Annotated in this window: 26 protein-coding genes and 1 pseudogene; 17 read left to right on the top strand and 10 right to left on the bottom strand. The window is 71.1% G+C overall.

What is annotated here, in order from left to right; genetic code table 11:
• Positions 1-234 precede the first annotated feature (234 nt).
• From cobU to SALMUC_RS22340, 16 genes and pseudogenes are all read left to right on the top strand, one after another.
• Entirely contained in the window at positions 235-753 is a 519-nt protein-coding gene (cobU, locus tag SALMUC_RS22415; RefSeq protein ID WP_020039413.1) for a bifunctional adenosylcobinamide kinase/adenosylcobinamide-phosphate guanylyltransferase, read from the top strand.
• Positions 750-1766, top strand: a complete 1017-nt coding sequence (cobT, locus tag SALMUC_RS22410; RefSeq protein ID WP_020039412.1) for a nicotinate-nucleotide--dimethylbenzimidazole phosphoribosyltransferase — start codon at positions 750-752, stop codon at positions 1764-1766. The genes cobU and cobT overlap by 4 nt, the downstream gene beginning before the upstream one ends.
• Positions 1763-2521, top strand: a complete 759-nt coding sequence (gene cobS / locus SALMUC_RS22405) for an adenosylcobinamide-GDP ribazoletransferase (protein ID WP_020039411.1) — start codon at positions 1763-1765, stop codon at positions 2519-2521. The genes cobT and cobS overlap by 4 nt, the downstream gene beginning before the upstream one ends.
• Positions 2522-2684: 163 nt before the next feature.
• Complete coding sequence (locus SALMUC_RS22400; RefSeq protein ID WP_021120832.1) at positions 2685-3116, top strand: MarR family winged helix-turn-helix transcriptional regulator; 432 nt, start codon at positions 2685-2687, stop codon at positions 3114-3116.
• Positions 3117-3323: 207 nt separating this feature from the next.
• A pseudogene (locus SALMUC_RS22395) lies at positions 3324-5247 on the top strand (FAD-dependent monooxygenase).
• Positions 5248-5408: 161 nt separating this feature from the next.
• Entirely contained in the window at positions 5409-5870 is a 462-nt protein-coding gene (locus SALMUC_RS22390) for a (R)-mandelonitrile lyase (protein WP_020039408.1), read from the top strand.
• On the top strand, positions 5860-6891 hold the full coding sequence (locus tag SALMUC_RS22385) for a PQQ-dependent sugar dehydrogenase (protein ID WP_021120830.1): 1032 nt from the start codon (positions 5860-5862) through the stop codon (positions 6889-6891). The genes SALMUC_RS22390 and SALMUC_RS22385 overlap by 11 nt, the downstream gene beginning before the upstream one ends.
• Before the next feature lie 77 nt (positions 6892-6968).
• Positions 6969-7865, top strand: coding sequence for a LysR family transcriptional regulator (locus tag SALMUC_RS22380; protein WP_020039406.1), 897 nt, complete (start codon positions 6969-6971; stop codon positions 7863-7865).
• Between the two features lie 103 nt (positions 7866-7968).
• Positions 7969-8733, top strand: a complete 765-nt coding sequence (locus SALMUC_RS22375) for a carboxymuconolactone decarboxylase family protein (protein ID WP_156883618.1) — start codon at positions 7969-7971, stop codon at positions 8731-8733.
• Positions 8734-8829: 96 nt separating this feature from the next.
• Positions 8830-9465: an NADPH-dependent F420 reductase gene (locus SALMUC_RS22370; protein WP_020039404.1), complete on the top strand. Its 636-nt coding sequence runs from the start codon at positions 8830-8832 to the stop codon at positions 9463-9465.
• 29 nt (positions 9466-9494) lie between these two features.
• Positions 9495-9890 (top strand): (R)-mandelonitrile lyase, encoded by a 396-nt coding sequence (locus SALMUC_RS22365; RefSeq protein WP_020039403.1) that lies wholly within the window; start codon positions 9495-9497, stop codon positions 9888-9890.
• A 189-nt stretch (positions 9891-10079) separates the two neighbouring features.
• Positions 10080-10784, top strand: coding sequence for a dihydrofolate reductase family protein (locus tag SALMUC_RS22360; RefSeq protein ID WP_020039402.1), 705 nt, complete (start codon positions 10080-10082; stop codon positions 10782-10784).
• Positions 10777-12144: an MFS transporter gene (locus SALMUC_RS22355; protein WP_020039401.1), complete on the top strand. Its 1368-nt coding sequence runs from the start codon at positions 10777-10779 to the stop codon at positions 12142-12144. Before SALMUC_RS22360 ends, SALMUC_RS22355 begins: the two co-directional genes overlap by 8 nt.
• Positions 12145-12310: 166 nt before the next feature.
• A complete protein-coding gene (locus SALMUC_RS22350; RefSeq protein WP_020039400.1) occupies positions 12311-12757 on the top strand; it encodes a (2Fe-2S)-binding protein in 447 nt (148 codons plus the stop codon).
• A gap of 3 nt (positions 12758-12760) precedes the next feature.
• A complete protein-coding gene (locus tag SALMUC_RS22345; RefSeq protein ID WP_020039399.1) occupies positions 12761-14956 on the top strand; it encodes a xanthine dehydrogenase family protein molybdopterin-binding subunit in 2196 nt (731 codons plus the stop codon).
• A 191-nt stretch (positions 14957-15147) separates the two neighbouring features.
• Entirely contained in the window at positions 15148-16041 is an 894-nt protein-coding gene (locus SALMUC_RS22340; protein WP_020039398.1) for a sulfotransferase domain-containing protein, read from the top strand.
• A gap of 131 nt (positions 16042-16172) precedes the next feature.
• Here SALMUC_RS22340 and SALMUC_RS22335 read toward each other — a convergent pair whose 3' ends face one another.
• Positions 16173-17036, bottom strand: coding sequence for an aldo/keto reductase (locus tag SALMUC_RS22335; RefSeq protein ID WP_020039397.1), 864 nt, complete (start codon positions 17034-17036; stop codon positions 16173-16175).
• Positions 17037-17358: 322 nt separating this feature from the next.
• On the opposite strand from SALMUC_RS22335, the gene bktB reads away from it, so the two are divergent.
• Positions 17359-18543: a beta-ketothiolase BktB gene (gene bktB / locus SALMUC_RS22330; RefSeq protein WP_020039396.1), complete on the top strand. Its 1185-nt coding sequence runs from the start codon at positions 17359-17361 to the stop codon at positions 18541-18543.
• 10 nt (positions 18544-18553) lie between these two features.
• Here bktB and ligD (SALMUC_RS22325) read toward each other — a convergent pair whose 3' ends face one another.
• The 9 genes from ligD (SALMUC_RS22325) to SALMUC_RS22290 are packed head-to-tail and all read right to left on the bottom strand — an operon-like array spanning position 18554 to position 25139.
• Positions 18554-19444, bottom strand: coding sequence for a non-homologous end-joining DNA ligase (gene ligD, locus SALMUC_RS22325; RefSeq protein ID WP_020039395.1), 891 nt, complete (start codon positions 19442-19444; stop codon positions 18554-18556).
• Entirely contained in the window at positions 19441-20433 is a 993-nt protein-coding gene (ligD, locus tag SALMUC_RS22320; protein WP_020039394.1) for a non-homologous end-joining DNA ligase, read from the bottom strand. Before ligD (SALMUC_RS22320) ends, ligD (SALMUC_RS22325) begins: the two co-directional genes overlap by 4 nt.
• Positions 20430-21035, bottom strand: coding sequence for a DNA polymerase ligase N-terminal domain-containing protein (locus SALMUC_RS22315; RefSeq protein WP_020039393.1), 606 nt, complete (start codon positions 21033-21035; stop codon positions 20430-20432). Before SALMUC_RS22315 ends, ligD (SALMUC_RS22320) begins: the two co-directional genes overlap by 4 nt.
• Before the next feature lie 54 nt (positions 21036-21089).
• Entirely contained in the window at positions 21090-21485 is a 396-nt protein-coding gene (locus tag SALMUC_RS22310; RefSeq protein ID WP_020039392.1) for a CBS domain-containing protein, read from the bottom strand.
• Positions 21478-21654 carry a hypothetical protein gene (locus tag SALMUC_RS30655; RefSeq protein WP_020039391.1) on the bottom strand — a complete coding sequence of 59 codons (177 nt, stop codon included), beginning with the start codon at positions 21652-21654 and terminating at the stop codon, positions 21478-21480. Before SALMUC_RS30655 ends, SALMUC_RS22310 begins: the two co-directional genes overlap by 8 nt.
• A gap of 4 nt (positions 21655-21658) precedes the next feature.
• A complete protein-coding gene (locus SALMUC_RS22305) occupies positions 21659-22645 on the bottom strand; it encodes an FAD:protein FMN transferase (protein ID WP_020039390.1) in 987 nt (328 codons plus the stop codon).
• A 3-nt stretch (positions 22646-22648) separates the two neighbouring features.
• Positions 22649-23869: an NADH:ubiquinone reductase (Na(+)-transporting) subunit F gene (gene nqrF, locus SALMUC_RS22300; RefSeq protein WP_020039389.1), complete on the bottom strand. Its 1221-nt coding sequence runs from the start codon at positions 23867-23869 to the stop codon at positions 22649-22651.
• Positions 23866-24477 carry an NADH:ubiquinone reductase (Na(+)-transporting) subunit E gene (gene nqrE / locus SALMUC_RS22295; protein ID WP_020039388.1) on the bottom strand — a complete coding sequence of 204 codons (612 nt, stop codon included), beginning with the start codon at positions 24475-24477 and terminating at the stop codon, positions 23866-23868. The genes nqrF and nqrE overlap by 4 nt, the downstream gene beginning before the upstream one ends.
• A complete protein-coding gene (locus tag SALMUC_RS22290; protein WP_021120829.1) occupies positions 24474-25139 on the bottom strand; it encodes an NADH:ubiquinone reductase (Na(+)-transporting) subunit D in 666 nt (221 codons plus the stop codon). The genes nqrE and SALMUC_RS22290 overlap by 4 nt, the downstream gene beginning before the upstream one ends.
• Between the last annotated feature and the right edge of the window lie 2 nt (positions 25140-25141).

Raw genomic sequence — 25141 nt, 5'->3', positions numbered from 1 at the left:
CGGCAGCGCCGCGCCGGGCTCGAAACCGCGATGCACCCCGCGAGCAGCGCCCGCAGCGGCGCCAGTTCGGCCGCCCCCGGAACCTGCGCGGCCACGTCCCGCCGGCCGCAGAGCCGCCCGCCGTGATCGGCCGGCGCGTGGCGGATCAGCAGCAGTTCGCCGCGCGCGATCTGGGTCAATTCCCTCGTCCTTCCCTCTGGCATCCCTTCGGGTTTTCTGGAATGTCATGGGGCCATGGGAAAGTCGATCATGATTACCGGCGGCGCCCGCTCGGGCAAGAGCGGGCTTGCGGAGGACATGACCCTGTCGCTCGGGCGGCCCGCGATCTACATCGCCACGGCCGAGGCGCACGACCCCGAAATGGCCGACCGCATCGCCCGCCACCAGGCCCGCAGGGGCGCCGAATGGCAGACCCTCGCCGCGCCGCTCGACCTTGCCGGCGCGCTGCGGAACAGCGACACCGACGACGGCACGCCGCGGCTGGTCGATTGCCTGACGCTCTGGCTCAGCAACCTCCTGCTCGCCGGGGAGGACTGGGAAGCCGCGGCCGACGCGCTGGTCGCGGAGCTGGCCCGGCAACGCGCCCCGGTCGTCTTCGTGACCAACGAGGTCGGCGCCGGCATCGTGCCGGAAAACCGTCTCGCCCGGACGTTCCGCGACGCCGCCGGGCTGGTCAACCAGCAGGTCGCGAGTGCCTGCGACGAACTCTGGCTCTGCGTTGCAGGCCATCCGCTCAAGGTGAAACCGCAATGACCCGTACGCCCGTTCCCGACAGCCTCGGCGCGATTGCCGCGCTGGCCGAAACGCTCCCGCAGCGCGACGACGCAAGCGCACGCGCCGCCCGCGCGCGGCAGGACCAGCTGACCAAGCCGCCGGGCTCGCTGGGGCGGCTGGAAGAGCTCGCCGTCTTCCTCGCCGGCTGGCAGCAGCGCGAGCGCCCGGCCATCGCGCGGGCCCAGGCGCTGGTCTTCGCGGGCAACCACGGCGTCTGCGCCCGTGGCGTCAATCCCTTCCCGCAGGAGGTGACCGCGCAGATGGTCGCCAACTTCGAGGCCGGCGGCGCCGCGATCAACCAGCTCTGCCGCGAGGCGCAGGCCGACCTCTCGGTCGTCGCGCTCGACCTCGACCGCCCGACCGCCGATTTCACCGAAGGCCCCGCCATGTCCGAGGCCGAGACCCTCGAGACCATGAACCGGGGCGCGGCGGCGGTCGATCCGGGCGCCGACCTGCTGGTGCTGGGCGAAATGGGCATCGGCAATTCCACCGTCGCGGCGGCGCTGGCCAACGCGGCCTTCGGCGGCGCGGCCGGGGACTGGGTCGGGCATGGCACCGGCTCGGACAGCGCAGGCCTCGCGCTCAAGGCCCGCGTCGTGGCCGAGGGAGTCGCCCGCCACGCGGCCCTGCCCGCCATCGCGCAGCTCGCCGCGCTCGGCGGCCGCGAACAGGCGGCGATCTGCGGCGCGGTGCTGGCCGCCCGCACCGCGCGCATCCCTGTTCTGCTGGACGGTTTCATCTGCACGGCCGCCACCGCGCCGCTGCACGCGACGGCGCCCGCGCTGCTGGATCACTGCCTCGTGGGCCACGCCAGCCGCGAGCCCGGCCACGCCCGCCTCTGCGATGCCATGGGCAAGGAGCCGGTGCTTTCGCTCGACATGGCCCTTGGCGAGGGCTCGGGCGCGGCGCTGGCCCTGATGATCCTGCGCGGCGCGCTGGCCTGCCACGACGGCATGGCCACCTTCGCCGAAGCCGGCGTCGCGGGCGGATGAGCCTCGGGCACCGGGTCGACGAGGCGCGCCTCGCGCTGGCGATGCTCAGCCGCCTGCCGGTGGGCCGCCTGCGCGACCCGGCACCCGGCCTCGGGCAGGCCAGCTGGGCCTATCCGCTCGCCGGACTGCCGCTCGGGCTGATCGGCTGGGCCGTGCTGCACGCGGCGCTGGCGATCGGCCTCGCCCCGCTGGCGGCGGCGCTGCTCTGCGTGCTCGCGATGGTCATGGCGACCGGGGCGCTGCACCACGACGGGCTGGCTGACTTCGCCGACGGCATCTGGGGCGGGCACGACCGCGCGCGGCGCCTCGAGATCATGCGCGACAGCCGCATCGGCAGCTACGGCGTCATCGCCCTCGCCCTCGCGCTCGGGCTGGAGGCCGCGGCGCTCGGTCAGCCGCATGCCCCGTCGCTGGCGACCTTCCTCCTGGTGGCCGTCGCCAGCCGCCTGGCGATGCTCGCCCTGCTGCTCCGCCTGCCGCCCGCGCGCAGCGACGGGCTGGGACACATGACGACGCAGGCCTCTCCGGCGGCCATCCTGCCCGGCGCCCTGCTCGTCCTTGCCCTCGCCTTCGGCGCCGGACCGGCCTCGCCCGTGATCCTGGCCGTCATGGCCCTGCCGCCGCTGATCGTCGCCCGTCTGGCGATGCGGCGACTCGGCGGACAGACCGGCGACGTCCTCGGGGCCGCGCAACTCGTGGCCGAGGTCGCGGGATGGCTGGCATGGTCCGCGCTCCTCGCCGGACCGGCCACCTGATCCCGCAGGACATGCGCCGCCTGTCTCCCCACGACCGGCAAATGTGCATCCCCGCTTCCGGCCCGCCGGAAAGGTAGCATGACATATCATTTGCCCTGCCGTGCCGGCGGCGAATGACCTAGGATGGCGGCCAGCGCGTAGAGCCGGCGAAGGGGACAGCGACGTGGAAATCTACGACATGGCGGGCCACCTGATCCGCCGGTTGCACCAGAGCTCGACGCATGTCTTCGCCCTGCGCACGAAGGAGGCGGGGCTCGACGTCACGCCCGTCCAGTTCGCGGCCCTGAACGCCATCCGCGAGACCCCCGGCATCGACCAGGCCGGTGTCGCCGCCCGGATCGCCTACGACCGCGCCACCATCGGCGGCGTCATCGACCGGCTCGAGCAGAAGGGCTGGATCACGCGCGAGATCAGCCCGCGCGACCGGCGCGCCCGCGTCCTCGCGCTGACCGAAACGGGCGCCGCGATGTACGGCCGCATCCTGCCCGTCGTGCGCGAGCTGCAGCCCGAGATCCTGCCCGGCCTCACCGACGAGGAACGCGCCGCCTTCCTCGCGCTTGCCCGCAAGGCGACGGACCAGGAGCCCCGCTCCTGAACGCCGACCGGCGCGTTTTCAGAATCGCCGCTGCATCGAGATCGCGCGCCGCACCTTGATCCGCACGCGAACAAACTCAAAATATCTCAGACTGTTACGCCTCATAATATGTATACATATTTATTCGTTGACCGAAAATAATAAGCATAGATATTATACGCCCTGGCCGAGCAGGCCCTCACGCCTGCGTGGCAAGGAGGAGCGACGATGCAATACTACCTCGACGGCTTTCGCGGCGGCGATCCCGACCTCGCCGATGCGGCCCCCTGCCGCCGCGAATATGGCCCCCTCGCGCCGCTGCCGGACAAGGTCGACGTGCTCATCGCCGGCTGCGGCCCGGCGGGCCTCTGCCTCGCCGCGCAGCTTTCGCGTTTCCCCGAGATCGACGTCATGATCGTCGAGCCCAAGCCCGGCCCGATGGAAAAGGGCCAGGCCGACGGCGTGAACACGCGCACGATGGAGATATTCCAGGCCTTCGGCTTTGCCGAGCAGGTCAAGCGCGAGAGCTACTGGGTGAACCAGACCGCCTTCTGGACGCCGGACCCCGAGACGCCCGGCCACATCCGCCGCATCGGCCGGGTGCAGGACGTTGCCGACGACTCCTCCGAGATGCCGCACACGCTCATCAACCAGGCCCGCATCCACGAGCTCTTCCTCGACGTGATGCACAAGTCGCCCCGGCGGATCGAGCCCGACTACGGCTGGGCGGTTCAGGACCTCGTCATCGACGCGACCACCGACGATCACCCAGTGACCGTCACGCTGGAGAACACGGGCGTCAACGCGGGGACCACGCGCACGGTCCGCGCCAACTACGTCGTCGGATGCGACGGCGCCCGCTCGAAGGTGCGCAGGGCCATCGGCGGCGAGCTGCACGGCGACGCGGCGCACCAAGCCTGGGGCGTCATGGACATCCTCGCCAACACCGATTTCCCCGACGTCCGCCAGAAGTGCATCGTCGCCTCCGCGACCGCGGGCAACATCCTGATCCTCCCGCGCGAGGGCGGCTACCTCTTCCGCATGTACGTCGAGCTGGACAAGCTCAATCCCGACGAGCGCGTCGCCAGCCGCAACCTCACCTCCGGGCACATGATCGCGGCGGCGAACCGCATCATGCGGCCCTATACCATCGACGTGAAGGAGGTCGTCTGGTGGTCGGTCTACGAGATCGGGCACCGGCTGACCGACCGCTTCGACGACGTCCCCGAGGCCGGGAAGCAGACCCGCGACCCGCGCGTCTTCACCGCCGGCGACGCCTGCCACACGCACAGCCCCAAGGCCGGCCAGGGGATGAACGTCTCGATGCAGGACAGCTTCAACCTCGGCTGGAAGCTCGCACATGTCTTCCAGGGCCGCGCCGCGCCCTCGATCCTGCGCAGCTACTCCGCCGAACGCCGGACCGAGGCCAAGCGGCTCATCGACACCGACCACGCCTGGGCGCGCATCATGTCGGCCCCGCCGGGCGAGTCCGAGCTCGACGGCTCGGACATGCCCCGCCGTGCAGAAGCAGTTCATCGAGAACCTCGAGTTCACCGGCGGCCTCGCGGTGAAATACGACCGCTCGGCGCTGGTGGGCGCGCCCACACACCAGGCGCTGGCGCGTGGCCTCGAGATCGGCCGCCGTTTCCACTCGGCCCCGGTGGTCCGCCTCGCCGATGCCATGCGCATGCAGCTCGGCCACGTCGCCGAGGCAGACGGCCGCTGGCGCATCTACGCCTTCGCCGGCCGCGACGACAGCTCCGCCCCGGGCTCGGCGATCCACGCTCTGGCGGATTGGCTCGAGACCGACCCCGCGTCGCCCGTGCTGAAATACACCCGCAAGGACGAGGACATCGACGCCCTCATCGACCTGCGGGCCATCTTCCAGCAGACCTTCGACGCCCTCGCCGTCGAGGAGATGCCCGCCCTGCTGCGGCCCGCAAAGGGCAGGCTCGGCCTGCGCGACCACGAGAAGGTCTTCTGCATCGACCACAAGGGCGCGGGCGACATCTTCGAGATGCGCGGCATCGACCGCGCGCGCGGCTGCATGGTGGTGGCCCGCCCGGACCAGTACATCGCCCAGGTCCTGCCGCTGGACGGCCACCGCGCGCTGTCGGAGTTCTTCGCCGGCATCCTGCGCCCGGCCACGTGACGCACCCGCGTCCACGCGCTCATGAGCCAGTTTCATGAACGCGTCCCGGCCCCCGGGCATTATTCGCGGGCTTCGCGCACCTATCTCCTGTCGCACCGGCCGGGAACGCGTCCCGGTCGTGGGCCGCATGGCCGCCTCACTGCGAAAGGAGACGACCCGACATGAAACGCACCCTCACAGCAGCCGCCCTCGTGCTGGCCGCCGCGCCCGCGGCCATGGCACAGGAGATGACCGTCACCAAAGCCGAGGATCTCGGCGGACAGCTCGGATCCGAGGATGTCTTCACCGGCACCGCCTACGTCGCGCCGGTCTTCGGCCCCGACATGAACGACGTCAGCGCCGGCCACGTGACCTTCCTGCCCGGCGCCCGTTCGGCCTGGCACACCCACCCCGCCGGCCAGAAGCTGGTCGTGACCTCGGGCACCGGCTGGACCCAGGAACGCGGCGAGGAAAAGCACATGATCCAGGCCGGTGACGTGGTCTGGTGCCCGCCGGGCGTCGAGCACTGGCACGGCGCCACCGACACCACCGCGATGTCGCACTACGCCATCCAGGCCAACGTCGACGGCTCCGCCGTGACCTGGGGCGAGCATGTCACCGACGAAGAATACCATGGCGACTAAGCGCGCCATGGTGCGGCGCGGCCTCTACGGGGTCGCGCTGGTTTCGGTCGTCGCCGCCGCCTCCTCCTTCTCCCGTGCGGTGGCGGCCGAAACCGTTCTGGACGGGCTGAACTATCCCTGGGACATCGAGGCCCACGACGGCGAGATCTACCTCACCGAGAAGGCCGGCACCCTGGGCGTTTTCTCCGGCGGCGCCTTCACGCGCCTCCCGGTCGAGACCTCGGCCCCGATCCTCGACGACCGCGGCGGGGGCCTGCTGGGCCTCGCGCTGCGGCCCGACTTCGCCGAGAGCCGCCGCGTGGTGCTCTACCAGCACACCGGCACACCGCAGGCCCGCGAGAACCGCGTCATCGAGGCCGAGCTGCGCGACGGCGCCTGGCACGAGACGCGCGTCCTGCTCGACGGCATCCCCGGCCATCCGCTCTACAACGGCGGCCGCGTGGCCTTCGGGCCCGACGGCATGCTCTACGTCACCACCGGCTGGACCGAGAACCGCGACCGCCCGCAGGACATGGACAGCCTCGCGGGCAAGATCCTCCGCCTCACGCCGGACGGCGCCGTGCCCGAAGACAACCCCGTCGCGGGCTCGCCGGTCTGGTCGCTGGGCCACCGCAACCCGCAGGGCATCGCCTGGGACGACGAGGGGCAGCTCTACGCCGCCGAGCACGGCCAGTCCGGCCACGACGAGGTCAACCGCATCGATCCCGGCGCCAACTACGGCTGGCCGCTCATCCAGGGCGACGAGACGCGCGGCGACATGCGCCCGCCCCTCGCCCACTCCGGGCGCAGCACATGGGCACCCTCCGGCCTTGCCTGGGACGGCGACCGCCTGCTGCTCGCGGGGCTGCGCGCGGGCGCGGTGCTCGAGGTCGCGCCGGACGGCACGGTGACCGAGGCCTTCGATGTCGGCGAGCGCATCCGCGACGTGCTGGTCACCGACGGCGGCGTATTCGCCATCACCACCAACCGCTCACCGCGCCGCGACGGCGCCTCGCGCGACCGTCTCATCAAGATCCGGTGACGGGCCCGCATAATACGTGGAATGCATGAGCACGGCGCATATATGCTGTGGGGAGACCACAACATCGGCGCCCGCTCATGCTTCGCGAAAACATCAACGACCTCATCGCCCTCGCCGCCGTCGCCGAAGAGCGCAGCTTCACGCGTGCGGCGGCCCGGCTCAACGTCTCGCAATCGGCGCTGAGCCACACCATCAAGAGCCTCGAGACGCGGCTCGGCCTGCGCCTGCTCACCCGGACCACCCGTTCGGTCGCACCGACGATCGAGGGCGAGGACCTGCTCGCCACGATCAATCCCTGTTTCGAAACCATCGAGGCGCGGCTGCGCGCGCTCAACGACTCGCGCGACGAGCCCACCGGCACGGTGCGGATCGTCGCCGTGGAATACGCCATCGAGTCCATCCTCTGGCCCAAGCTCTCGCCAGTGCTGACGCAGTACCCAGCGGTCAACGTCGAGTTCGTGATGGACTACGGCTACACCGACCTCGCCGCCTCGCAGTGCGACGCCGGGGTGCGCTACGGCGACCAGGTCAGCGACGGCATGATCGCCATGCGCATCGGCCCGGACGAACGCATGATCTGCGTCGGCGCGCCGGACTACCTCGATGCCGCCGGCACGCCCGAGACCCCGCATGACCTGAGCGAGCACCGCTGCGTGAACCTGCGCCTCTCGACCCACGGCGCGCTCTACTCGTGGGAATTCGAGGACGCCGAGGGCAACGAGATCCGCGTCAAGGTCGGCGGCCAGGCCTGTTTCAACACCATCAACCCGGTGCTGCGCGCCGCGATCGACGGGCACGGCCTCGCGCTGGTCCCCGAACGGCTCGCCACCGAGCACGTCGAGGCCGGCCGCCTGCGCACCTGTCTCGACGGGTACTGCCCCTACTTCTCGGGCTTTCACCTCTACTACCCCAGCCGCCAGCGCCCCTCCTCGGCCTTCCAGGTCGTGCTGGACGCGCTGCGCGAACGCGGCTGACCATTGATGAGGGCAGATCATGAGTGGGTTCGATCACGCCGCCATTTTCACGGCTGACGTCGGGGCCACATGAGTCGGGCGAAGACAGCAAATGGAGACTCTCGTGAAAAAGCATCTCGCCGCATCCGCTCTCGCCCTCACCGCAAGCGCCGCCTCGGCGCAGGACGCCTCCGAAACCCTGCCCTCCGCAATCGGCCAGGTCGCGCCCGCTCTCGAATCCTACTCCACCGACGGCCTTGTCGGCTCGGTCTGGGAGGACGAGGCGCTCTCGATGCGCGACCGCGCGCTCGTGACCTTCGCCGCGCTGATGACCCGGCACGAGACCGAGAACCTCGGCCCCTACGTCGAACTCGCACTCGACGCCGGCGTGACCCCTGCCGAGCTGTCCGAGACCATCACCCATCTCGCCTTCTACACCGGCTGGGGCAACGCGACCGCCGCCGCCGAGGCCATGGCCCCCGTCTACGAAGAGCGCGGCATCACCGAGGACCAGCTGCCCGCCACCGATCCCGAGCTGCTGGACTACGACGAGGAAGCCGAGGCCAGCCGCCAGGAGTTCGTGCAGAGCACCTACGGCAACGTCAGCCAGGGCGTCGTCGACAACACCGAGCAGATGCTCTTCCTCGACCTCTGGCGCCGCCCCGCGCTCGAGCCGCGCGACCGCAGCCTCGTGACGGTGGCCGGCCTCATCGCCGGCGGCCAGCCCGAGCAGATGACCTTCCACCTCAACCGCGCGATGGACAACGGCCTGAGCCAGGAAGAGGCCGGCGCGATGCTCTCGCACCTCGCCTTCTACGCCGGCTGGCCCAAGGTCTTCTCGGCCATGCCGGTCGCGAAGGACGTCTTCGAAAGCCGCGCCGGCGAGTAAGCCGCGCGGCACCCCGGCGGGCGCCCGCGCCCGCCGCACGACTGGCACCACCCCGGCCGGGCACGCGCCCCGGCCGGCGACGACAAGGAGAGACAGATGAAGATCGGCATTCTCGGATCGGGCCTCATGGGCGGCAAGCTCGGAAGCCACTGGGCCGCCTGCGGTCACGACGTCACCTTCTCCTACTCCCGCAGCGCATCGAAGCTCGACCGCCTCGCCCGCGAAAGCGGCGGCACCGCCGGCTCCGTCGCAGCGGCGGTCGAAGGCGCCGACGCCCTGCTGCTCGCCGTCCACTGGTCGCGCGTCGACGACGTGCTCGAGCAGGCCGGCGATCTCGACGGCCGCGTCGTGCTCAATTGCTGCGTCCCGCTCGACGCGCAGGACCGCGACCTCGTGGTCGGCACCACCTCCTCGGGCGCCGAGGAACTGGCCCGCAAGCGCCCCGGCGCACGCTGGGTCTCGTGCTTCAACACCACGCCTTCGGAAAGCTTCGCACCGGTCTTCGCCCGCAAGGGACAGTCCCCGGCGCCGCAGGTGCTGACCTACGGCGACGACGCCGGCGCCAAGGAGATCGCGGGCGGGCTCATCCGCGACATCGGCTTCGAGCCGCTCGAGTGCGGCGGCCTGCGCAACGGCCGCTACGTCGAGCCCTTCGCGATGGCCACCGTGGAACTGGCCTACGTCCAGCCCGGCGGCCCCGCCCTCACCTACCGTTTCGACAAGCTGCGCTAAGACGCGCGGCAGGCAGAAGGAGACCCACCATGAAGATCACCCGCGCAGGCACCAATCCCTCGGGCCCCGGTCCCGAGGACTACTTCACCGGCACCGTGCGCATCGACCCGATGTTCGCCGCCGAGGAACCGGGCCGCACCAGCGGCGCCCATGTCACCTTCGAACCCGGCGCCCGCACCGCCTGGCACACGCACCCGGCGGGCCAGACGCTCATCGTCACCTTCGGCCGCGGCCGCGTCCAGCGCCTGGGCGGCCCGGTCGAGGAGATCAGCCAGGGCGACATCGTCTGGTTCCCGGCCGGTGAAAAGCACTGGCACGGCGCCGCGCCCGACACCGCGATGAGCCACATGGCCATCCAGGAGAGCATCGACGGCACCCCCGTCACCTGGATGGAAAAGGTCTCGGACGAAGACTACAACGGCTGACCGGCCCCCGCCCCGCGCCGGATCACGGCGCGGGGCCCGCCAGCCCCCCGACCGGCGCGCTCATGACGCCCGTTCATGAGTGGATGCCGAGACCGGGGCATTCCGCCGCCGCCCGCCCCGCGGTAGCGAGGCGGCGCAGGCCAGGGGCCTGCACCCTCCCCCGACACAACGCCCGCCCCGAAGGCCCCCATGACACAGCGCCCCGAAATCATCTGCCACATGATCACCTCGCTCGACGGACGGCTCCTTACCCAGCGCTGGCCCGCCGCGCCGGACGAGCTGCTCGAAGTCTACGAGGGCACCGCCGACCGGCTCGGGGCCGACGGCTGGATCGTCGGGCGCAACACAATGGCCGACTTCCTCCCCTCGGGCGAGCCGCAGCCCGCCGAGCCCGCGCGCGAGCGCGCGGACCGCATCGCGGGCGCGCCGGGCCGGCCGCTCGCCATCTGCTTCGACCGTGCCGCCCGGCTGCGTCCCGAAAACGGCGAGATCGAGGGCGATCACCTCGTCCTCGTCCTGCCAGAGACGACCCCCGAGGCGCATGTCGACCAACTCGCCGCGCGCGGCGTCTCGGTCGTCTTCGGCGGCCCCGACGGCATGGCCATCGCCCCGGCGCTCGCCCGCATCGCGGCGGCCTTCGGCACCTGGCGCCTCCTTCTGGAAGGCGGCGGGCAGATCAACGGCGCCTTCCTCGCGGCGGGCGTCATCGACCAGGCCAGCACGCTGGTCTTCCCGGTCGTCGACGGCCAGGGCGGCGTCGCCGCGATCTACGACCACGGCGCGACGATCCCGGCGCGCCGTCTCGACCTGCTCTCGGTCGAGACGCTCGACTGCGGCACCGTCTGGATGCGCCACAGCCTGCGACGCGCGAACGAGACGACCGCCGATGCCTGAGCGCGCGCCCTCGCCGATGCCGCTGGCCATCGTCGCGGCGGCTACCTGCCTCGCGCTGGTGATCTTCACGGCGCCGCTCACGACGCTCGAGCCGATGACCGCGGGGCTGGGGCTCGGCCCCGCCCTTCAGGCCTGGGTCATGAGCGGCACGCCGCTGGGCTCCGCCTGCGGGCTGCTCACCGCCGGCGCCCTCGGCGACACGCTCGGCCGCCGCCGCACCTTCGTGGGCGGGCTCTGGCTTGCGGCGCTTTCCTCGGTGCTGGCGGCGCTCTCGCCCGACGGGCTGATCCTCGTCGCCGCGCGTATCCTGCAGTGGCTGGCCAGCGCCGGAATCATGGCCTGCGGACTGGGCCTGCTGGGACAGGTCTACTCCGGGCCCGCCCGGCGCCGCGCCTCGGCGATCTGGGCGGCGGCCCTCGGCGGCGGCGTCGCCGCCGGCCCGCTCATCGCGTCGGGCATGCTGCCGCTTGCGGGCTGGCAGGGCATCCACTGGCTCCTCACCCCGGTCTCGGCCGCGCTCGCGCTCGCCGCCACCGCACGGCTGCCCGAAAGCCCCCGCACCGGCCAGCGCATCGACGTTCCGGGCAGCCTGCTGCTCATCACCGGGCTGGGCTGCCTGCTCTCGGCACTGATCGAGGTCCGCGTGGGCGGCCCCGGCCTCGTGGCCGGCCTCCTCGCCGCCGCCGTCCTGCTCCTCGCGGTCTTCCTCCGACAGGAGGCCCGAAGCCCGAACCCGATTCTGCCGCTGGACCTCTTCCGGCACGCGGACTTCTCGGGCGCGACGCTCGCGGCCTTCGCCTCGGGCGCAGGGGTGCTGGCGCTCATGTCGATGGTGCCCACCGTGCTGGTGCGCGGCCTGGGCCTCTCTCCGCTGGGCGCGGCCGTCATCCTGCTGGCCTGGTCCGGCCTGACCGTGCTCTCGGCCCTCGGCGCCGGCCGCCTGCCCGACGCCCTCTCGTCCCGCACGCGCATCCTCGTCTCGATCTGCGGCTGCGCGGCGGGGCAGGCCCTCATGCTGCGGGCCGACGCGGGCGCGGGCTGGGCGGCGGTGCTGCCCGGGCTGCTCGTTGCCGGTCTCTCAAACGGCGTCCTGAACGCCGCGCTGGGACACGAGGCGGTCCAGACCGTGCCGCCCGAACGCGCGGCCATGGGCTCGGCCGCCAACAACACCGCGCGTTACACCGGCTCGGCGCTGGGGATCGCCCTAGTCTCCGTGCTGATCGCCCGCGCCCCGGGCGACGGCTTCTTCGCCGGCTGGCACCAGGCCGTCGTCGCCTCGACCGCGCTCAGCCTGCTCGGCCTCGCCGCCATGCTGCTGCTCTCACGCGGCAGCCGGGGGCACGCGCCCACCCGTCCATGACGCGCCATTCATGAAACCCGATCATGAAACCTATCTGGAACTGACCCTATGAATCGGCCTCCCCCATGCCGATACTCGACCCCATGACGCAGGCCCGCCGGTTTCCCGAGGCAGCGGCCGCGACCCCGCAACAGCCACACAGACCCTGTCCGACAAGGAGCAGACCATGCAGCTTAACATCAATGGAACGACGCAGGACGTCGACGTCGAACCCGATACCCCGCTTCTGTGGGTGATCCGCGAGGAACTGGGCCTGACCGGCACGAAATTCGGCTGCGGCATCGCCCAGTGCGGCGCCTGCACGGTGCTGGTCGACGGCGTGCCCACGCGCTCCTGCCAGACCCCGGCGGACAGCGTCACCGGCACCGAGATCCGCACCATCGAGACCGTCGAGGAGACCGAGACCGGCCGCCGCGTCGTCGAGGCCTGGGTCGCCAACCAGGTCCCGCAATGCGGCTACTGCCAGTCGGGCCAGGTGCTCTCGGCCACGGCGCTGCTGACCGACACGCCGAACCCCAGCGACGAGGACATCGAGTACGCGATGGTGAACCTCTGCCGCTGCGGCACCTACAACAAGATCCGCGCCGCGGTGCGCGATGCCTCGGAGGCCTGATCCATGACCCTGATGCAGAAACTCTCCCGCACCCCCGTCAACGTCTCGCGCCGGGGCTTCCTGCGCGGCGCCGGCGCGCTGGTCCTCTCGACCACCCTGCCCGTGCGGCCCGGCCGCGCGCAGCAGGACGGCGAGGCCGCCTCCGGCCCGGCCGTGCCCGCCTTTCTCGAGTTGCACGACGACGGCACCGCGAAACTGCTCAGCCCCTTCATCGAGGGCGGCCAGGGCATCTACACCACCTTCGCCCAGACCGTGGGTGAAGAGCTCGACCTCGCGCCCGAGAACTTCTCGGTCGAGATCGCGCCCGCCGGCCCGCCCTACGACGTGATGGGCGGCTTCCGCCTGACCGGCGGCAGCGCCTCGACGCGGACCTCCTACAACCTGATGCGCCAGCTCGGCGCCTCGGCCCGCGCCATGCTGATCGAGGCCGCCGCCCGCGACTGGGACGTGCCCGCCTCCGAGCTGACCACCGAGCCCGGCGTCGTCCTGCACCCGGCCACCGGCCGCAGCGCGCCCTACGGCATGCTCGCCAAGGCCGCGATGGACCTGCCGGTGCCCGCCGACGTGCCCCTGCGCGATCCCGCCGACTTCCGCTGGATCCGCACCCCGGTCCCGCGCATCGACGTGCGCGACAAGTCGACCGGCCAGGCCAAGTACTCGATCGACTTCGAGGTCGAGGGCATGCTCCTCGCAGCGGTGCGGCACGCCCCGCGCCTCGGCCTCGCGCCCGCCTCGGTGAGCAACCAGGCCGAGATCGAGGCCATGCGCGGCGTCGACTCGGTGCACCTGCTGGACGGTGCCGTCGCGGTCGTGGCCGAAAAGTACTGGCAAGCCGTACGAGCGGTACAGGAAGCGCAGATCGAGTGGACCGAGGGCGAGGCGCAATACCCGATGCCCGCCGACTTCTCGTCGGACGCCTTCCGCGAGACGCTGGCCGCCACGCAGGGCGACCTCGCCGAGGTCGAATCCACCGGAGACGCCGAGGCTGCGCTGCAGTCCGCCGAGACCGTGATCGAGGCCACCTACGACGCGCCCTTCCTCGTGCACGGCCAGATCGAGCCGCCGTCGGCCACCGCGCGCTTCAACGAGGACGGCACGCTCGACGTCTGGACCACCTGCCAGGCCCCAGAGATGTACCAGGGCACGGCGGCGCAGGTCGCAGGCCTCGAGCGCGACCAGGTCAACATCCACTCGCAGATGCTGGGCGGCTTCTTCGGGCGGCACTTCCTCTATGCCACGGCCAATCCCTTCCCGCAGGCGATCCAGCTTGCCAAGGCGGTCGGCCGGCCGGTCAAGCTGATCTGGACCCGCGAGGAGGACTTCCTGCGCGACGCCCCGCGCCCGCTGGGCCTTGCCCGCTTCCGCGGCGCCGTGGGCCCCGACGGGCCCGTCGCGCTTTCGGCCGAGGTCGTCGGCGAAGGCCCCACCGGCCGCTGGTACGACGCGCCCGCCGGGCAGGACGCCTCGGCGACCGAGGGCATCTCGGGCAAGAGCTATGCCATCCCGAACACCTTGATCGGGCAGGTCTTTCACCCCAACCCGGCGGTGATCGGCTACTGGCGCGCCGTGGGCCACTCGATGCATGACTTCATGTACGAGGGTTTCCTCGACGAGATGGCCGAGGCCGCGCAGCAGGACCCCTTCGAGATGCGCCGCGCGCTGCTCTCGGGCAACGAACGGCTGAGCACCCTGCTCGAGGCGGTCGGCACGCTGTCCGGCGGCTGGCAGCCCGGCCCCTACGCGGCCGAGGACGGCAGCCAGCGGGCGCGCGGCGTGGCCATGGCCTCGCCCTTCGGCTCCGAGGCGGCGGCGATCTCCGAGGTCTCGGTCGACGGCGGCGAGGTGCACGTGCACCGCGTCTGGGTCGCCATCGACCCTGGCCAGATCGTGAACCCGGCCATCGTCGAGGCGCAGGTGCAGTCGGCCGTGGCCCTCGGCGTCTCGCAGACGCTGGTCGAGGAACTGACCTACGAGAACGGCGAGCCCACCGCGCGCAACTTCGACCGCTACTCGATCCTGCGGCCGGACCAGATGCCCGAGGTGCAGGTCGAGATCGTCGAGAGCGGCGCCCCCATGGGCGGCGTGGGCGAGCCCGGCCTGCCGGCCGTCGGCCCCTCGATCGTCAACGCGGTCGCACGTCTGACCGGCCAGCGCGTGCGCAGCCTGCCGCTCTCGCGCCACGACTTCGGCGGCGCCTGACCCGGCCCGCCCCCGACCCCGCCCGTCCCGGGCGGGGTCATGCGCCGGCAGCGCGGCACCTGCCTCCGGACCCCTTTCAAATCAAAATCTTACCCGACCCCGCCGGCATCCGATCTCGGTCTCGCCGGTCGGTGGTTGACGCCATCCCGCCCGGCCCGCGATACTCCCGGGCAACCGCAAGAGGCGTCATCATGGTCCACGACATCGCACCCGCCGCGACGACCTACCGGGGCGCGCTGACGACGCCCGAGCGCTGGGAGACCTGGCACCCGCGCGAGGGCGACATCCTGGTCTGCACACCGCCCAAGAGCGGCACGACCTGGACCCAGACCATGCTGGCGATGCTCCTGAACGGCGGCCCGGAGCTGCCGGACACGCTCGGCGCGATTTCGCCCTGGGTGGACGCCGACCTCGGCGTCGGGGCGGACGAGGTCGCCCGGACCATCGCGGCCCTGCCCGGCCGCCGCGTGCTGAAGACTCATACCCCCGCGGACGGCTTTCCGATCCGGGACGGGGTCACCGTCGTCGCGGTCTACCGGCACCCGCTCGACATCTTCTTCTCGCTGCGCAAGCACATCGCCAACCGGCACGTCGACGATACACACCCGATGAAGGCGCCTCTCCCCGAGGCGCTCGCCGCCTTCCTCGCGGCGCCCATGGACCGCGACGCCTTCGACAACGACTCGCTCGCGACCATCGCCCATCACTACCGGCAGACCGCCTGCTCGGGCCGTGTGCCCGGCCTCGTGCTGATGCACTACGCCGACATGATCCGCGATCCGCGCGCCACGCTGCGCCACCTCGCGGAGCGCGCGCGGATCGAGGCCGGCGCGGCGCTTGTCGATGCGGTCGCCCGGGCCAGCGACATCACCCGGATGCGCGTCCGGGCCGACCGATACGCCCCCGTCGGCGGCACCGGTTTCTGGAAAGACGATGCGGCCTTCTTCGCCACCGGGGGCACCGGCAACTGGGAAGGCAGCCTCGCCGAGGCCGACCTCGCGGCCTACCGGAGGCGGCTGGCCGAGCTGGTGCCCGACCCGGACGCATGCCGCTGGCTCGAGGAGGGAACGGGCAAGGCGCTCTGATCCGCGCCCCGCTCTTGACCCGTTCTTCCCCGGAGCAGACACGAAAAAGGCCGCGAACACCGTCCGCGGCCTGTTCCCTGCCAATGCGCCGGCCCGCCGCCTGTGGCGGCGAGAGGCCGGGCGATATCGTCTCAGGCCTGCTTTGCGTAGACCGGGAAGACGCTCGCGTCGCCGTAGTCCTTGATGGTCTCGACGTTCTTGAGCGCCTCCATGTCGGCCTCGGAGATCTCGAAGTCGACGTCCGCGTTGGACTTCATATGCGCCGGGTTGCCGGTCTTGGGCAGCGCTGCGAGGCCCAGCTGCAGCACGTAGCGGATGCTCAGCTGCGGGACGCTCACGCCGTACTTCTCGGCGATCGCCGCGATCTCGGGGTTGTCGAGGATCTTGCCGTGACCGATGGGCGAATAGGCCTCGGCCAGCAGGCCCTGCTCCTTGATGTAGTCGATCAGCGCGAAGGGCGTGTTGCTGACGTGGGCCAGGATCTGATCCACCATCGGCTTGACCTTCGCGTTCTCGATCAGGTTGGCAAGGTCCTGCATCTCGAAGTTCGACACGCCGATCGAACGGACGACACCGGCCTCATAGGCATCTTCCAGGGCGCGCCATGCCTCGAGGTTGCCCTCGAAGAAGCGCTCGTTCGTGTCGAAGTGCTCCCAGGGCTGCGGGCTGTGGATGATCATCAGGTCGATGTAGTCCAGCCCCATGGTCTCGAGCGACCCTTGGATGGCCGCCTTGGCCTCGTCGTAGCTCTTGATGCCGGCGTCGAGCTTGGTCTGCACGAAGAGCTCGTCACGCGCCACGCCGCAGTTGCGGACGCCTTCGCCGACGCCGCGCTCGTTGCCGTAGGCCTGCGCGGTGTCGATGTGGCGATAGCCGAGCTTCACGGCCTCGACCACGGCTTCGGCGACCTTGTCGTCGTCGATCATCCAGGTGCCAAGGCCCAGCTTCGGGATCGCCACGCCATTGGGGAGGGTATAGGTTTCTTGCAGGATCATTGGTCTCTCCTTTGCGTTCTCGGCTCCGAAGAGCCGTGGGGTCCGGATCCGGCCCCCTGGGGCCCGTTCCGATCCGTCATGGGCGATATCTAGGATCAGGCCCCGGGCGAGACTACCGGCGCCATATTGCAGGCACTCATGAACAGGCTGCATGAAACCTGCCGCGACCCCGGGCCGCGGCGTCGCGGCGTCGCGCTTGCGCCCGCCGCGTGAAGAGCGGACATTCAGGTCCGAGTGGAACGGCGCTGGCCTGCCGACAGGGACGGCGCAGAGACGACAAAGCCCCGCGGCGGGACGGCCGCGGCGACACCCGGAGGACCCCATGACCAAAGACATCGTGATCCTGAGCGCGGTCCGCAGCGCGATCGGCACATTCGGAGGCTCGCTCGCCGGCATCGCGCCCTGCGACCTCGCCACCGGCATCGCGGGCGAGGCGATCTCGCGCGCAGGGATCGAGGGCGCCGAGATCGGCCAGACCGTGATGGGCAACGTCATCCATACCGAGCCGCGCGACATGTACCTCTCGCGCGTCACCGCCATCGGCGCGGGCGTGCCCGAGACCAGCCCCGCGCTCACGCTCAACCGGCTCTGCGGCAGCGGGCTGCAGGCGGTGGTCTCGGCCAGCGAGGCGATCATACTGGGCCACTGCGAGGCCGCGCTCGCCGGCGGCGCCGAGAGCATGAGCCGCGCGGGCCACCTGCTCTCGGCGCGCTTCGGGGCCAAGATGGGCGACGTCAAGGCCGTCGACATGATGATCGGCGCGCTCAGCGATCCCTTCGGCAACGGCCACATGGGCATCACCGCCGAGAACGTGGCCGAGCGCGACGGCATCTCCCGCGAGGCCCAGGACGAGATGGCCGCCGCCTCGCACCAGCGCGCGGCCAGGGCCCAGGCCGAGGGCCGTTTCGACAGCCAGATCCTGCCAATCGAGGTGCGCAAAGGCCGCAAGACGGAAGACTTCGCGCGCGACGAGATGGTCCGCGCCGACGCCACCGCCGAGGGTCTCGCGGGCCTGCGCCCGGCCTTCCGCAAGGACGGCTCGGTGACCGCGGGCAACGCCAGCGGCATCAACGACGGCGCCGCCGCGCTGGTGCTCGCGAGCGCCGACAAGGCCGCGGCGCAGGGCCTCGCGCCCATGGCCCGCATCGTCGCCTCGGGCCTCGGCGGCGTCGCCCCCGAGGTCATGGGCCTCGGCCCCGTGCCCGCCACCCGGCAGGCGCTCGAGCGCGCGGGGCTGTCTGTCTCGGACCTCGACGTGATCGAGAGCAACGAGGCCTTCGCCGCGCAGGCCTGCGCGGTGACGAAACAGCTCGGGCTGGACCCGGCGAAGGTGAACCCCAACGGCGGCGCCATCGCGATGGGCCACCCGATCGGCGCCTCGGGCGCGATCATCCTGACCAAGCTGCTCCACGAGCTCGAGCGCACCGGCGGCCGCTACGGCCTTGCCACAATGTGCATCGGCGGCGGCCAGGGCATCGCCCTCATCGTCGAGAACCTCAAACGCTGAGCCCTACGCCCTACTCCGCAAGCCGGGCCGCCTCCAGCGGCTCGGCGTCGATCCCGGCCCAGGGGTCCTCGACCTGCGCGAGCCGGCGAAAGATCGTCGCGACGGTGTAGCGGTCGGGCGCCATGTCCGAGCCGAAGGCCTCGTCCCAGCGCAGCGGCGTCGCGACCGGGGCGCCGGGCCGGGCCCGCACCGCGTAGGGCGCCACGGCGGTCTGCGCATAGGCCGTGCGGAAGGTGTCCGCCAGCACGCGGTCGCCGCGCTGCGCCTTGCGCTGCTCGACGGTGGCGAGCTTCGGATGCGCCTCGGCCACCTCGGCGGCAAGACCGCGAGCGAAGGGCCGCAGCGCGTCGATCTCGGCCGAGGCATCCAGCGACAGCACGATGTGAAACCCGCGCGAGCCGGTGGTGGCGACGAAGCTGGGCAGATCCCGCGCGTCGAGCGCCGCCTTCACCGCGCGGGCGACCTCCTGCACCTTGCCGAAGTCGTCGTCGGAGGGGTCGAGATCGAAGACCATCCGGTCCGGGTAGCCCGGCCGGTCGGCACGCGACAGCGCAAGATGCGGCGTGATGCAGCCCTGGTCGGCGAGATAGACCAGCGTCGCGGCTTCGTTTGCAAGGACATGCGTGACGGTGCCGCCCTCCTTCGGCAGCTCGACCCGCTTGATCCAGTCGGGGAAATGGTCCGGCACGTTCTTCTGGAAAAAGCCGTCCTCGCCGATACCGTCGGGAAAGCGCTGCATGGTCAGCGGCCGGTCGCGGTAGTGCGGCAGCGCGGTCTCGGCAATGCGGGCGCAGTACTGCGCGAGGTCCAGCTTGGTGATCCCGTCGTCGGGGAAAAGCACCTTGTCGGGGTGCGAGACCTCGATATTCCGCCCGCCCGCGCTGACGATCGTTCCGCTCATGATCCCTCCGCCCGTTCGCGCCGCACCTCACTGGCGGGCTTGTCGCGCCGCAAGCCGAGGAACCGCGGATGGCGCAGCTTGCCGGCGCCCGTCCACTCGGTGAAGCCGATCTCGGCCACCTGGTCAGGCTCGACCCAGGTCGCCGCCTCGTCCACCGGCTCGTCGAAGGGCGAGGTCTCGCGCCGCCGCGCCTCCAGCGTCTCGCGGAAGCTCTCGAGAAAGGCGTCGTCGAAACCGGTGCCCACCTTGCCCGCGTAGCGTAGCGCGCTGTCCTCGTAGTAGCCCAGCAGCAGCGCGCCGAAGCCCTTCCGCGTGCCCTCGGGCGCGGTGAAGCCGCCGATCACCAGTTCCTGCCCTTTGCCGCACTTGAACTTGAGCCAGTCGCGCGAGCGGCCGTGGGTGTAGCCCGCTCCGGCATCCTTGGCGATCAGCCCCTCCCAGCCCTTGCCGCAGGCCTCTTTGAAAAAAGCCTCGCCATCGGCGTTGCGGTGGGGCGTGTAGCGCAGCGGATCCTCGAACCGAAGCGCGCGGCGCAGCGTCGCCTTGCGGTCCCGCAACGGCAGGCCTGCCAGGTCGTGCCCGTCGAGGCGCAGCAGATCGAAAAGGTAGAGATAGACCGCGATGCCGCTCTCGCGTGCCTTGGCGGGATCCTTGACGTGCATCCGCCCCTGCAGCCGCGAAAAGCTGCTCACCGCGCCGTCGAAGGCCACGACCTCGCCATCGGCCACGAGTTCCTGCGCCGGCTGGCCGGCCAGCGCCTCGGCCAGTTCCGGGTAGGTGTCGTTCACCACGTTCCGGTTGCGCGTCATCAGCCGCAGGCGGTCGCCGTCGCGGAAGATCAGCAGCCGCTCACCGTCGAGCTTGCGCTCGAAGACCCAGTCCGGATCGGAAAAACGGTCGTCGGTCAGCACCGCCAGCATCGGCGACATCCAGTCGGGATGCCCGCTTTTCGGCAATGCGTCCACTGCCTCGATGCCCGTGCCGCTCATGATCCCTCCTCCTTCGCGATCTCGTCCAGGTCGCGGCCAGAGACGGCAGACAGCGGTTCGGTCGAGACAGGGTTGCGCCGGGCATCGGCCGCCTCGTCGTCCATCTTGACCATGAGCCACTGGTCCTTCTCGTCATCGATCCGCTGGAAGGCATAGCCACCCGAAAGCTTCTCGCCCTCGAGCCACACCAGCGCGTGCCCGGCCTCCAAAGCCTCTGACATCGGGCGCAGGCCGTCCTCCTTCTCGGTGATGTTCTCGTAGGGGCCGCGATCCCAGATCAGCACCGTGCCGCCGCCGTAGTCGCTTTCGGGGATGACCCCCTCGAAGTCGGCGTAGTCGAGCGGATGGTCTTCGGTCGCGATCGCGAGGCGCTTTTCGCGCGGGTCGGTGGACGGGCCCTTGGGCACCGCCCAGCTCCTGAGCACGCCGTCCACCTCGAGCCGGACATCGTAGTGCAGGCTGCTGGCGTCGTGCTTCTGGATCACGAAAAGCGGGCGGTTCGACCCGCCACCCGCGCTGCCGCGCGGCTCGGAGCTGCGCGAGAAATCCCGCTTGTCGCGGTAGCGCGAGAGTTTGTCGTCGTCGTCGGATGCCTTGCCCATGGGTCAAGTCTATGCCGCGCGGCCATCGGGGCAAGGCAACCGGCCGCTCTGGCGCTACCCGAAGGCGATGAACGCGGCGAGCAGGTCGGCGCGGCTGAGCATGCCGACGAGGCTGCCGCCCTGCGTCACCGGGAAGGCCCGGAAGGGCTCGCCATGAAAGATCTCGGCCGCCGCGATCAGCCCGCAATGCGCGTCGAGCGTCCGCACCTCGGCGGTCATGAAGCGCGCGACGGTGTCGGGCCAGCTCTGGTAGTAGGCCGATTGCAGCGCCGGGGCGAAGCAGTCCTTCTGCGTGAAGATCCCGACCAGGTGCCCCGAGTCGTCGACCACGGGCGCGGCGGACTCGCCGCTCGCCAGCAGTTCGGCGATGGCGCGGCGGATCACCGTGTCGGGGTGCAGGCGCAGGAACTCGGTGCGCATGTAGGGCTCGATGGTGCCGGCGTCAGTCATCGCTCCGCTCCCTTGCTGCCGCGCGCTTCGGGCAGGCGTCGCAGCGCCCGCCGCCGACGCAGGCGATCCCGTCGCAGGCGGTTCGCGGCGGGCGGCCGGTCAGCAGCAGCCCGGCGCAGAGCCCGCCGACGGCGAGCAGCACGATGCCGATGCCCAGGAGCAGCTCCATCCGCCTACCCCCGCTCGAGCGCGAAGCGCCCGGCCACCTCGGCGCGCAGGGCACCCGCGCCGCCGAAGAGAAACAGCGCATCCACCCCGTTCTGCCGCGCCACCCCCGGCCCGCCGTCTCCTGCGGCCATCAGCGCGGTCGCCCAGCCGTCGGCCTCCATCGCGGTGCGCGCACGCACCGAGACCGAGAGCAGATCACCCGCCACGGGACGCAGGGTGCCACTGTCGATGATATGGCTGTAGCGCCGCGCGCCCAGGAGGTAGCTGTTCGCCTTGATCCCCGAGGTGGCGATGGCCGCATCGGCCAGCGCGACCCGGCCGTAAAGCCCTGCGTCTCCGGGCAGCGGCTGCTCGACACCCACGCGCCAGGCCCGGCCGGATGGGTGACGGCCCGCCGCCAGCACCTCGCCGCCGAAGGCGATGAAATGCGCCTCCGCCCCCTCGGCCGCCAGATGCGCGCCCATGCGGTCCAGCGCGCGCCCCTTGGCGATGCCGCAGAGGTCGAGCGTCAGTGCGCCCTCGGCCTTGTGCAGGTCCTCGCCGTCCAGCAACAGGCCGCGCCAGCCCGTTTCGGCCGCCGTGTCGATGGGCCCGAAGCCCCAGCGGGCCACAGCCGGCCCGAGGGTCGGATCGAAGAGCCCGCCGGTCGTCTCGGCCAGGCTCAGCGCGGCGCCGGTCACGGTGGCAAGCTCCGGGCCGATCCCCTGCGCCCCTGCCCCGGCACGGTTGAGCGCGCTCAGCGTGCTGTCCGCCCGCCAGGGCGACATCTCGCGGTCGATCCCAGCCAGCAGCGCCGACAATTGCCGCCCCAGCCCCGGACGGGCCGCCCCCCCTGGCAGGCTCACCGACCAGTCGGTCCCGAAAGCCCGGCCGCGCAGCGTTTCCGTGGCCGGCGCCCCCGCGATCAGCGGCGCGCCGAGGCCGGAAGCCAGCGCGGCGCAGCCGCCCAGCAGGACGCGGCGTCTATCGGGGTGAGATCCAGCCTGTGCCATGGCTCATGCTCCGAAATCGTCGTTGAAGATCGACTGGCGCTCGACGCCCAGCCTGTCCAGCATCGCGAGCACCGCCGAGATCATCATCGGCGGGCCGCAGAGGTAGTATTCGCAGTCCTCGGGCGCCGGGTGCTTCGAGAGCGCCGCGCGCACCGTCTCGTGGATGAAGCCCGTGGCCCCCGTCCAGCGGTCGCCCGGCGCGGGATCCGACAGTGCGGGCGTCCAGGTGAAGTTGGGATGCGCCGCGGCGATGGCGTCGAATTCCTCGGTATAGAACAGGTCGATCCCCGAGCGCGCGCCGTAGAAGTAGGACATGCGCCGCGTCGTCCCCAGCGCGATCTGCTCGTGGATCATCGCCCGCAGCGGCGCCATGCCCACGCCGCCGCCGATGAAGACCATCTCGCGCTCGGTCGGCTGCACGCGGAAGTCGCCGAAGGGACCCGAAAGGTCCAGCCGGTCGCCCGCCGAGAGCCCGAACAGGTAGGAGGAGACCAGCCCCGGCGGCACCTCGTGCTCGCGCCCCGGCGGCGGTGCGGCGAGGCGGATGTTGAAGACCGCACGCCCGGCGTCCTCGGGGCGGTTGGCGATGGAATAGGCGCGCGTCACCGATTTTGTCGCGCGCGCCTTCATCATCCGCCAGCCGGCGTCGGTCCATGTCTCGGCAAAGGCCTCGGGAACCTCGATGTCGCGGAAGTCCAGCTCGTAGGGCGGCACGGTGATCTGCATGAAGCTGCCCGCGCGGAAATCCATGTCCTGCTCCTCGGGCAGATCGACCACGAGCTCGCGGATGAGCGGCGCCACCATTCGGTTCGAGACCACGGTGCAGGCCATGGTCTCGACCGAGAGCAGGTCGGTCGGCAGCGAGACCTCGACCGGCCCGCGCAGCGTGACCTGGCAGGCGAGACGCACGTGGCTGCGCCGCTCGGCAGCCGAGACCACGGCCTTTTCCGTCGCCTGCGGCTCGCCCGCCCCCACGCCCTCGGCGGTGACGCGGCAAAGCCCGCAGGTGCCGCTGCCGCCGCAGCCCGCCGGGATGCCGATGCCCGCGCCATGCAGGACCGAGAGCAGCGTCTCGCCGCGCCGGGCACTGATCTGGCGGCCCTCGTTGACGGTCACGACGACGGCCCCCTGCGGCACCAGCCGCTGCCGCGCGACCAGCAACATCAGGCTCAGAGCCACGAGCAGCGCGACGACGATGATGGACCCCAGCGCGATCTCGATCATGGCGCCACCATCTGTCCGAACGAGGAAAAGCCCATCGACATCATCCCCGCGAGGATGAAGGTGATGCCCAGTCCGCGCAGCCCGGCGGGCATGTCGGCATAGGCCAGCCGCGACCGGATCGCGGCCAGCATCACCACCGCGATGGCAAATCCCGCGCCGCTGCCCAGGCCGAAGACCACCGCCTCCGGCAGGTCGTAGCGGCGTTCGACCATGAAGAGGCTCCCGCCCAGGATCGCGCATTGCACGGTCAGCAGCGGCAGGAAGACCCCGAAGGCGGCATGGATCGCCGGAAAGAAGCGCTCGAGCAGCATTTCGAGCAGCTGCACGAAGGCCGCGATGAGCCCTATGAAGGCCAGCAGCGACAGGTAGGACAGGTCGATGTCCGGCCGCCCGGCCCAGGCCCAGGCGCCGGGGGCGAGCAGCCCGGTGTAGATCACCTGGTTGAGCGGCACCGTGGCGCCCATCACCCCGATCATGGCGACCCCCAGCCCCACCGCCGTCTCCGGCCGCTTCGACAGCGCGAGAAAGGTGCAGAGCCCCAGGAAGAAGCTCAGCGGCATGTTCTCGACGAACATCGCACGGAAGAAGAGGGCCGCCAGATCGCTCACGGGCGCGCCTCCTCGACCTCGGGCGGGGTCGTCTCGCGGGCCTCGGCCTGCTCGGGCAACAGGCTGCGCACCGCCCAGACCAGCCCGCCCAGCAGGAAGAAGGCGCTTGGGGCCAGCAGCATCAGGCTCAGCGGCGTGAACCAGCCGCCCTGGTCCACCGTCTCGAAGACCTGCAGGCCCAGCAGCGTGCCCGTGCCGAAAAGCTCGCGGATCGCACCGATCGTCACCAGCACCAGCGAATAGCCCAGCCCGTTGCCCAGCGCGTCGGCCATGGAGGCCAGCGGCGGGTTGGAGCGGGCGAAGGACTCGGTCCGTCCCAGCACGAGGCAGTTGGTCGTGATGAGCGCCACGAAGACCGACAGCCGCTGGCTGATGTCGAAGAAGTAGGCCTGCAGGAACTGGTCGATGACGATCACCAGCGAGGCGACGATGACGATCTGCACGATCAGCCGGATCGTGCCGGGGATATGCCGGCGGATCGTGCTGACGATGAGCGACGAGAGCACCAGCACCACGGTCAGCGAGACCGCCATGGTCAGCGCCGTGTCGAGCGAGGTCGTCACGGCCAGCGCCGAGCAGATGCCGAGGATCTGCAACGTGATCGGGTTCTTCGCGACCAGCGGCGCGATCAGGGCCGAGCGGAGGCGCGGGTCGGCGGCCATGG

The organism is Salipiger mucosus DSM 16094, from assembly GCF_000442255.1.
GTDB lineage: Bacteria > Pseudomonadota > Alphaproteobacteria > Rhodobacterales > Rhodobacteraceae > Salipiger > Salipiger mucosus.
The sequence above is the reverse complement of the archived record's forward strand: the minus strand, read 5'-3'. Positions and strand labels throughout refer to the sequence as shown.

What these genes read in the sequence shown, in the direction of transcription:
- bktB (WP_020039396.1), top strand. Translation starts at nt 17,359, where the DNA reads ATGACCAAAGACATCGTGATCCTGAGCGCGGTCCGCAGCGCGATCGGC.
- SALMUC_RS22350 (WP_020039400.1), top strand. Translation starts at nt 12,311, where the DNA reads ATGCAGCTTAACATCAATGGAACGACGCAGGACGTCGACGTCGAACCC.
- SALMUC_RS22315 (WP_020039393.1), bottom strand. Translation starts at nt 21,035, where the DNA reads ATGGGCAAGGCATCCGACGACGACGACAAACTCTCGCGCTACCGCGAC.
- SALMUC_RS22305 (WP_020039390.1), bottom strand. Translation starts at nt 22,645, where the DNA reads ATGGCACAGGCTGGATCTCACCCCGATAGACGCCGCGTCCTGCTGGGC.
- SALMUC_RS30655 (WP_020039391.1), bottom strand. Translation starts at nt 21,654, where the DNA reads ATGGAGCTGCTCCTGGGCATCGGCATCGTGCTGCTCGCCGTCGGCGGG.
- cobU (WP_020039413.1), top strand. Translation starts at nt 235, where the DNA reads ATGGGAAAGTCGATCATGATTACCGGCGGCGCCCGCTCGGGCAAGAGC.
- SALMUC_RS22290 (WP_021120829.1), bottom strand. Translation starts at nt 25,139, where the DNA reads ATGGCCGCCGACCCGCGCCTCCGCTCGGCCCTGATCGCGCCGCTGGTC.
- SALMUC_RS22390 (WP_020039408.1), top strand. Translation starts at nt 5,409, where the DNA reads ATGAAACGCACCCTCACAGCAGCCGCCCTCGTGCTGGCCGCCGCGCCC.
- ligD (WP_020039395.1), bottom strand. Translation starts at nt 19,444, where the DNA reads ATGAGCGGAACGATCGTCAGCGCGGGCGGGCGGAATATCGAGGTCTCG.
- cobS (WP_020039411.1), top strand. Translation starts at nt 1,763, where the DNA reads ATGAGCCTCGGGCACCGGGTCGACGAGGCGCGCCTCGCGCTGGCGATG.
- ligD (WP_020039394.1), bottom strand. Translation starts at nt 20,433, where the DNA reads ATGAGCGGCACGGGCATCGAGGCAGTGGACGCATTGCCGAAAAGCGGG.
- SALMUC_RS22360 (WP_020039402.1), top strand. Translation starts at nt 10,080, where the DNA reads ATGACACAGCGCCCCGAAATCATCTGCCACATGATCACCTCGCTCGAC.
- SALMUC_RS22380 (WP_020039406.1), top strand. Translation starts at nt 6,969, where the DNA reads ATGCTTCGCGAAAACATCAACGACCTCATCGCCCTCGCCGCCGTCGCC.
- SALMUC_RS22340 (WP_020039398.1), top strand. Translation starts at nt 15,148, where the DNA reads ATGGTCCACGACATCGCACCCGCCGCGACGACCTACCGGGGCGCGCTG.
- SALMUC_RS22365 (WP_020039403.1), top strand. Translation starts at nt 9,495, where the DNA reads ATGAAGATCACCCGCGCAGGCACCAATCCCTCGGGCCCCGGTCCCGAG.
- SALMUC_RS22385 (WP_021120830.1), top strand. Translation starts at nt 5,860, where the DNA reads ATGGCGACTAAGCGCGCCATGGTGCGGCGCGGCCTCTACGGGGTCGCG.
- SALMUC_RS22335 (WP_020039397.1), bottom strand. Translation starts at nt 17,036, where the DNA reads ATGATCCTGCAAGAAACCTATACCCTCCCCAATGGCGTGGCGATCCCG.
- SALMUC_RS22310 (WP_020039392.1), bottom strand. Translation starts at nt 21,485, where the DNA reads ATGACTGACGCCGGCACCATCGAGCCCTACATGCGCACCGAGTTCCTG.
- cobT (WP_020039412.1), top strand. Translation starts at nt 750, where the DNA reads ATGACCCGTACGCCCGTTCCCGACAGCCTCGGCGCGATTGCCGCGCTG.
- SALMUC_RS22345 (WP_020039399.1), top strand. Translation starts at nt 12,761, where the DNA reads ATGACCCTGATGCAGAAACTCTCCCGCACCCCCGTCAACGTCTCGCGC.
- SALMUC_RS22370 (WP_020039404.1), top strand. Translation starts at nt 8,830, where the DNA reads ATGAAGATCGGCATTCTCGGATCGGGCCTCATGGGCGGCAAGCTCGGA.
- SALMUC_RS22355 (WP_020039401.1), top strand. Translation starts at nt 10,777, where the DNA reads ATGCCTGAGCGCGCGCCCTCGCCGATGCCGCTGGCCATCGTCGCGGCG.
- nqrF (WP_020039389.1), bottom strand. Translation starts at nt 23,869, where the DNA reads ATGATCGAGATCGCGCTGGGGTCCATCATCGTCGTCGCGCTGCTCGTG.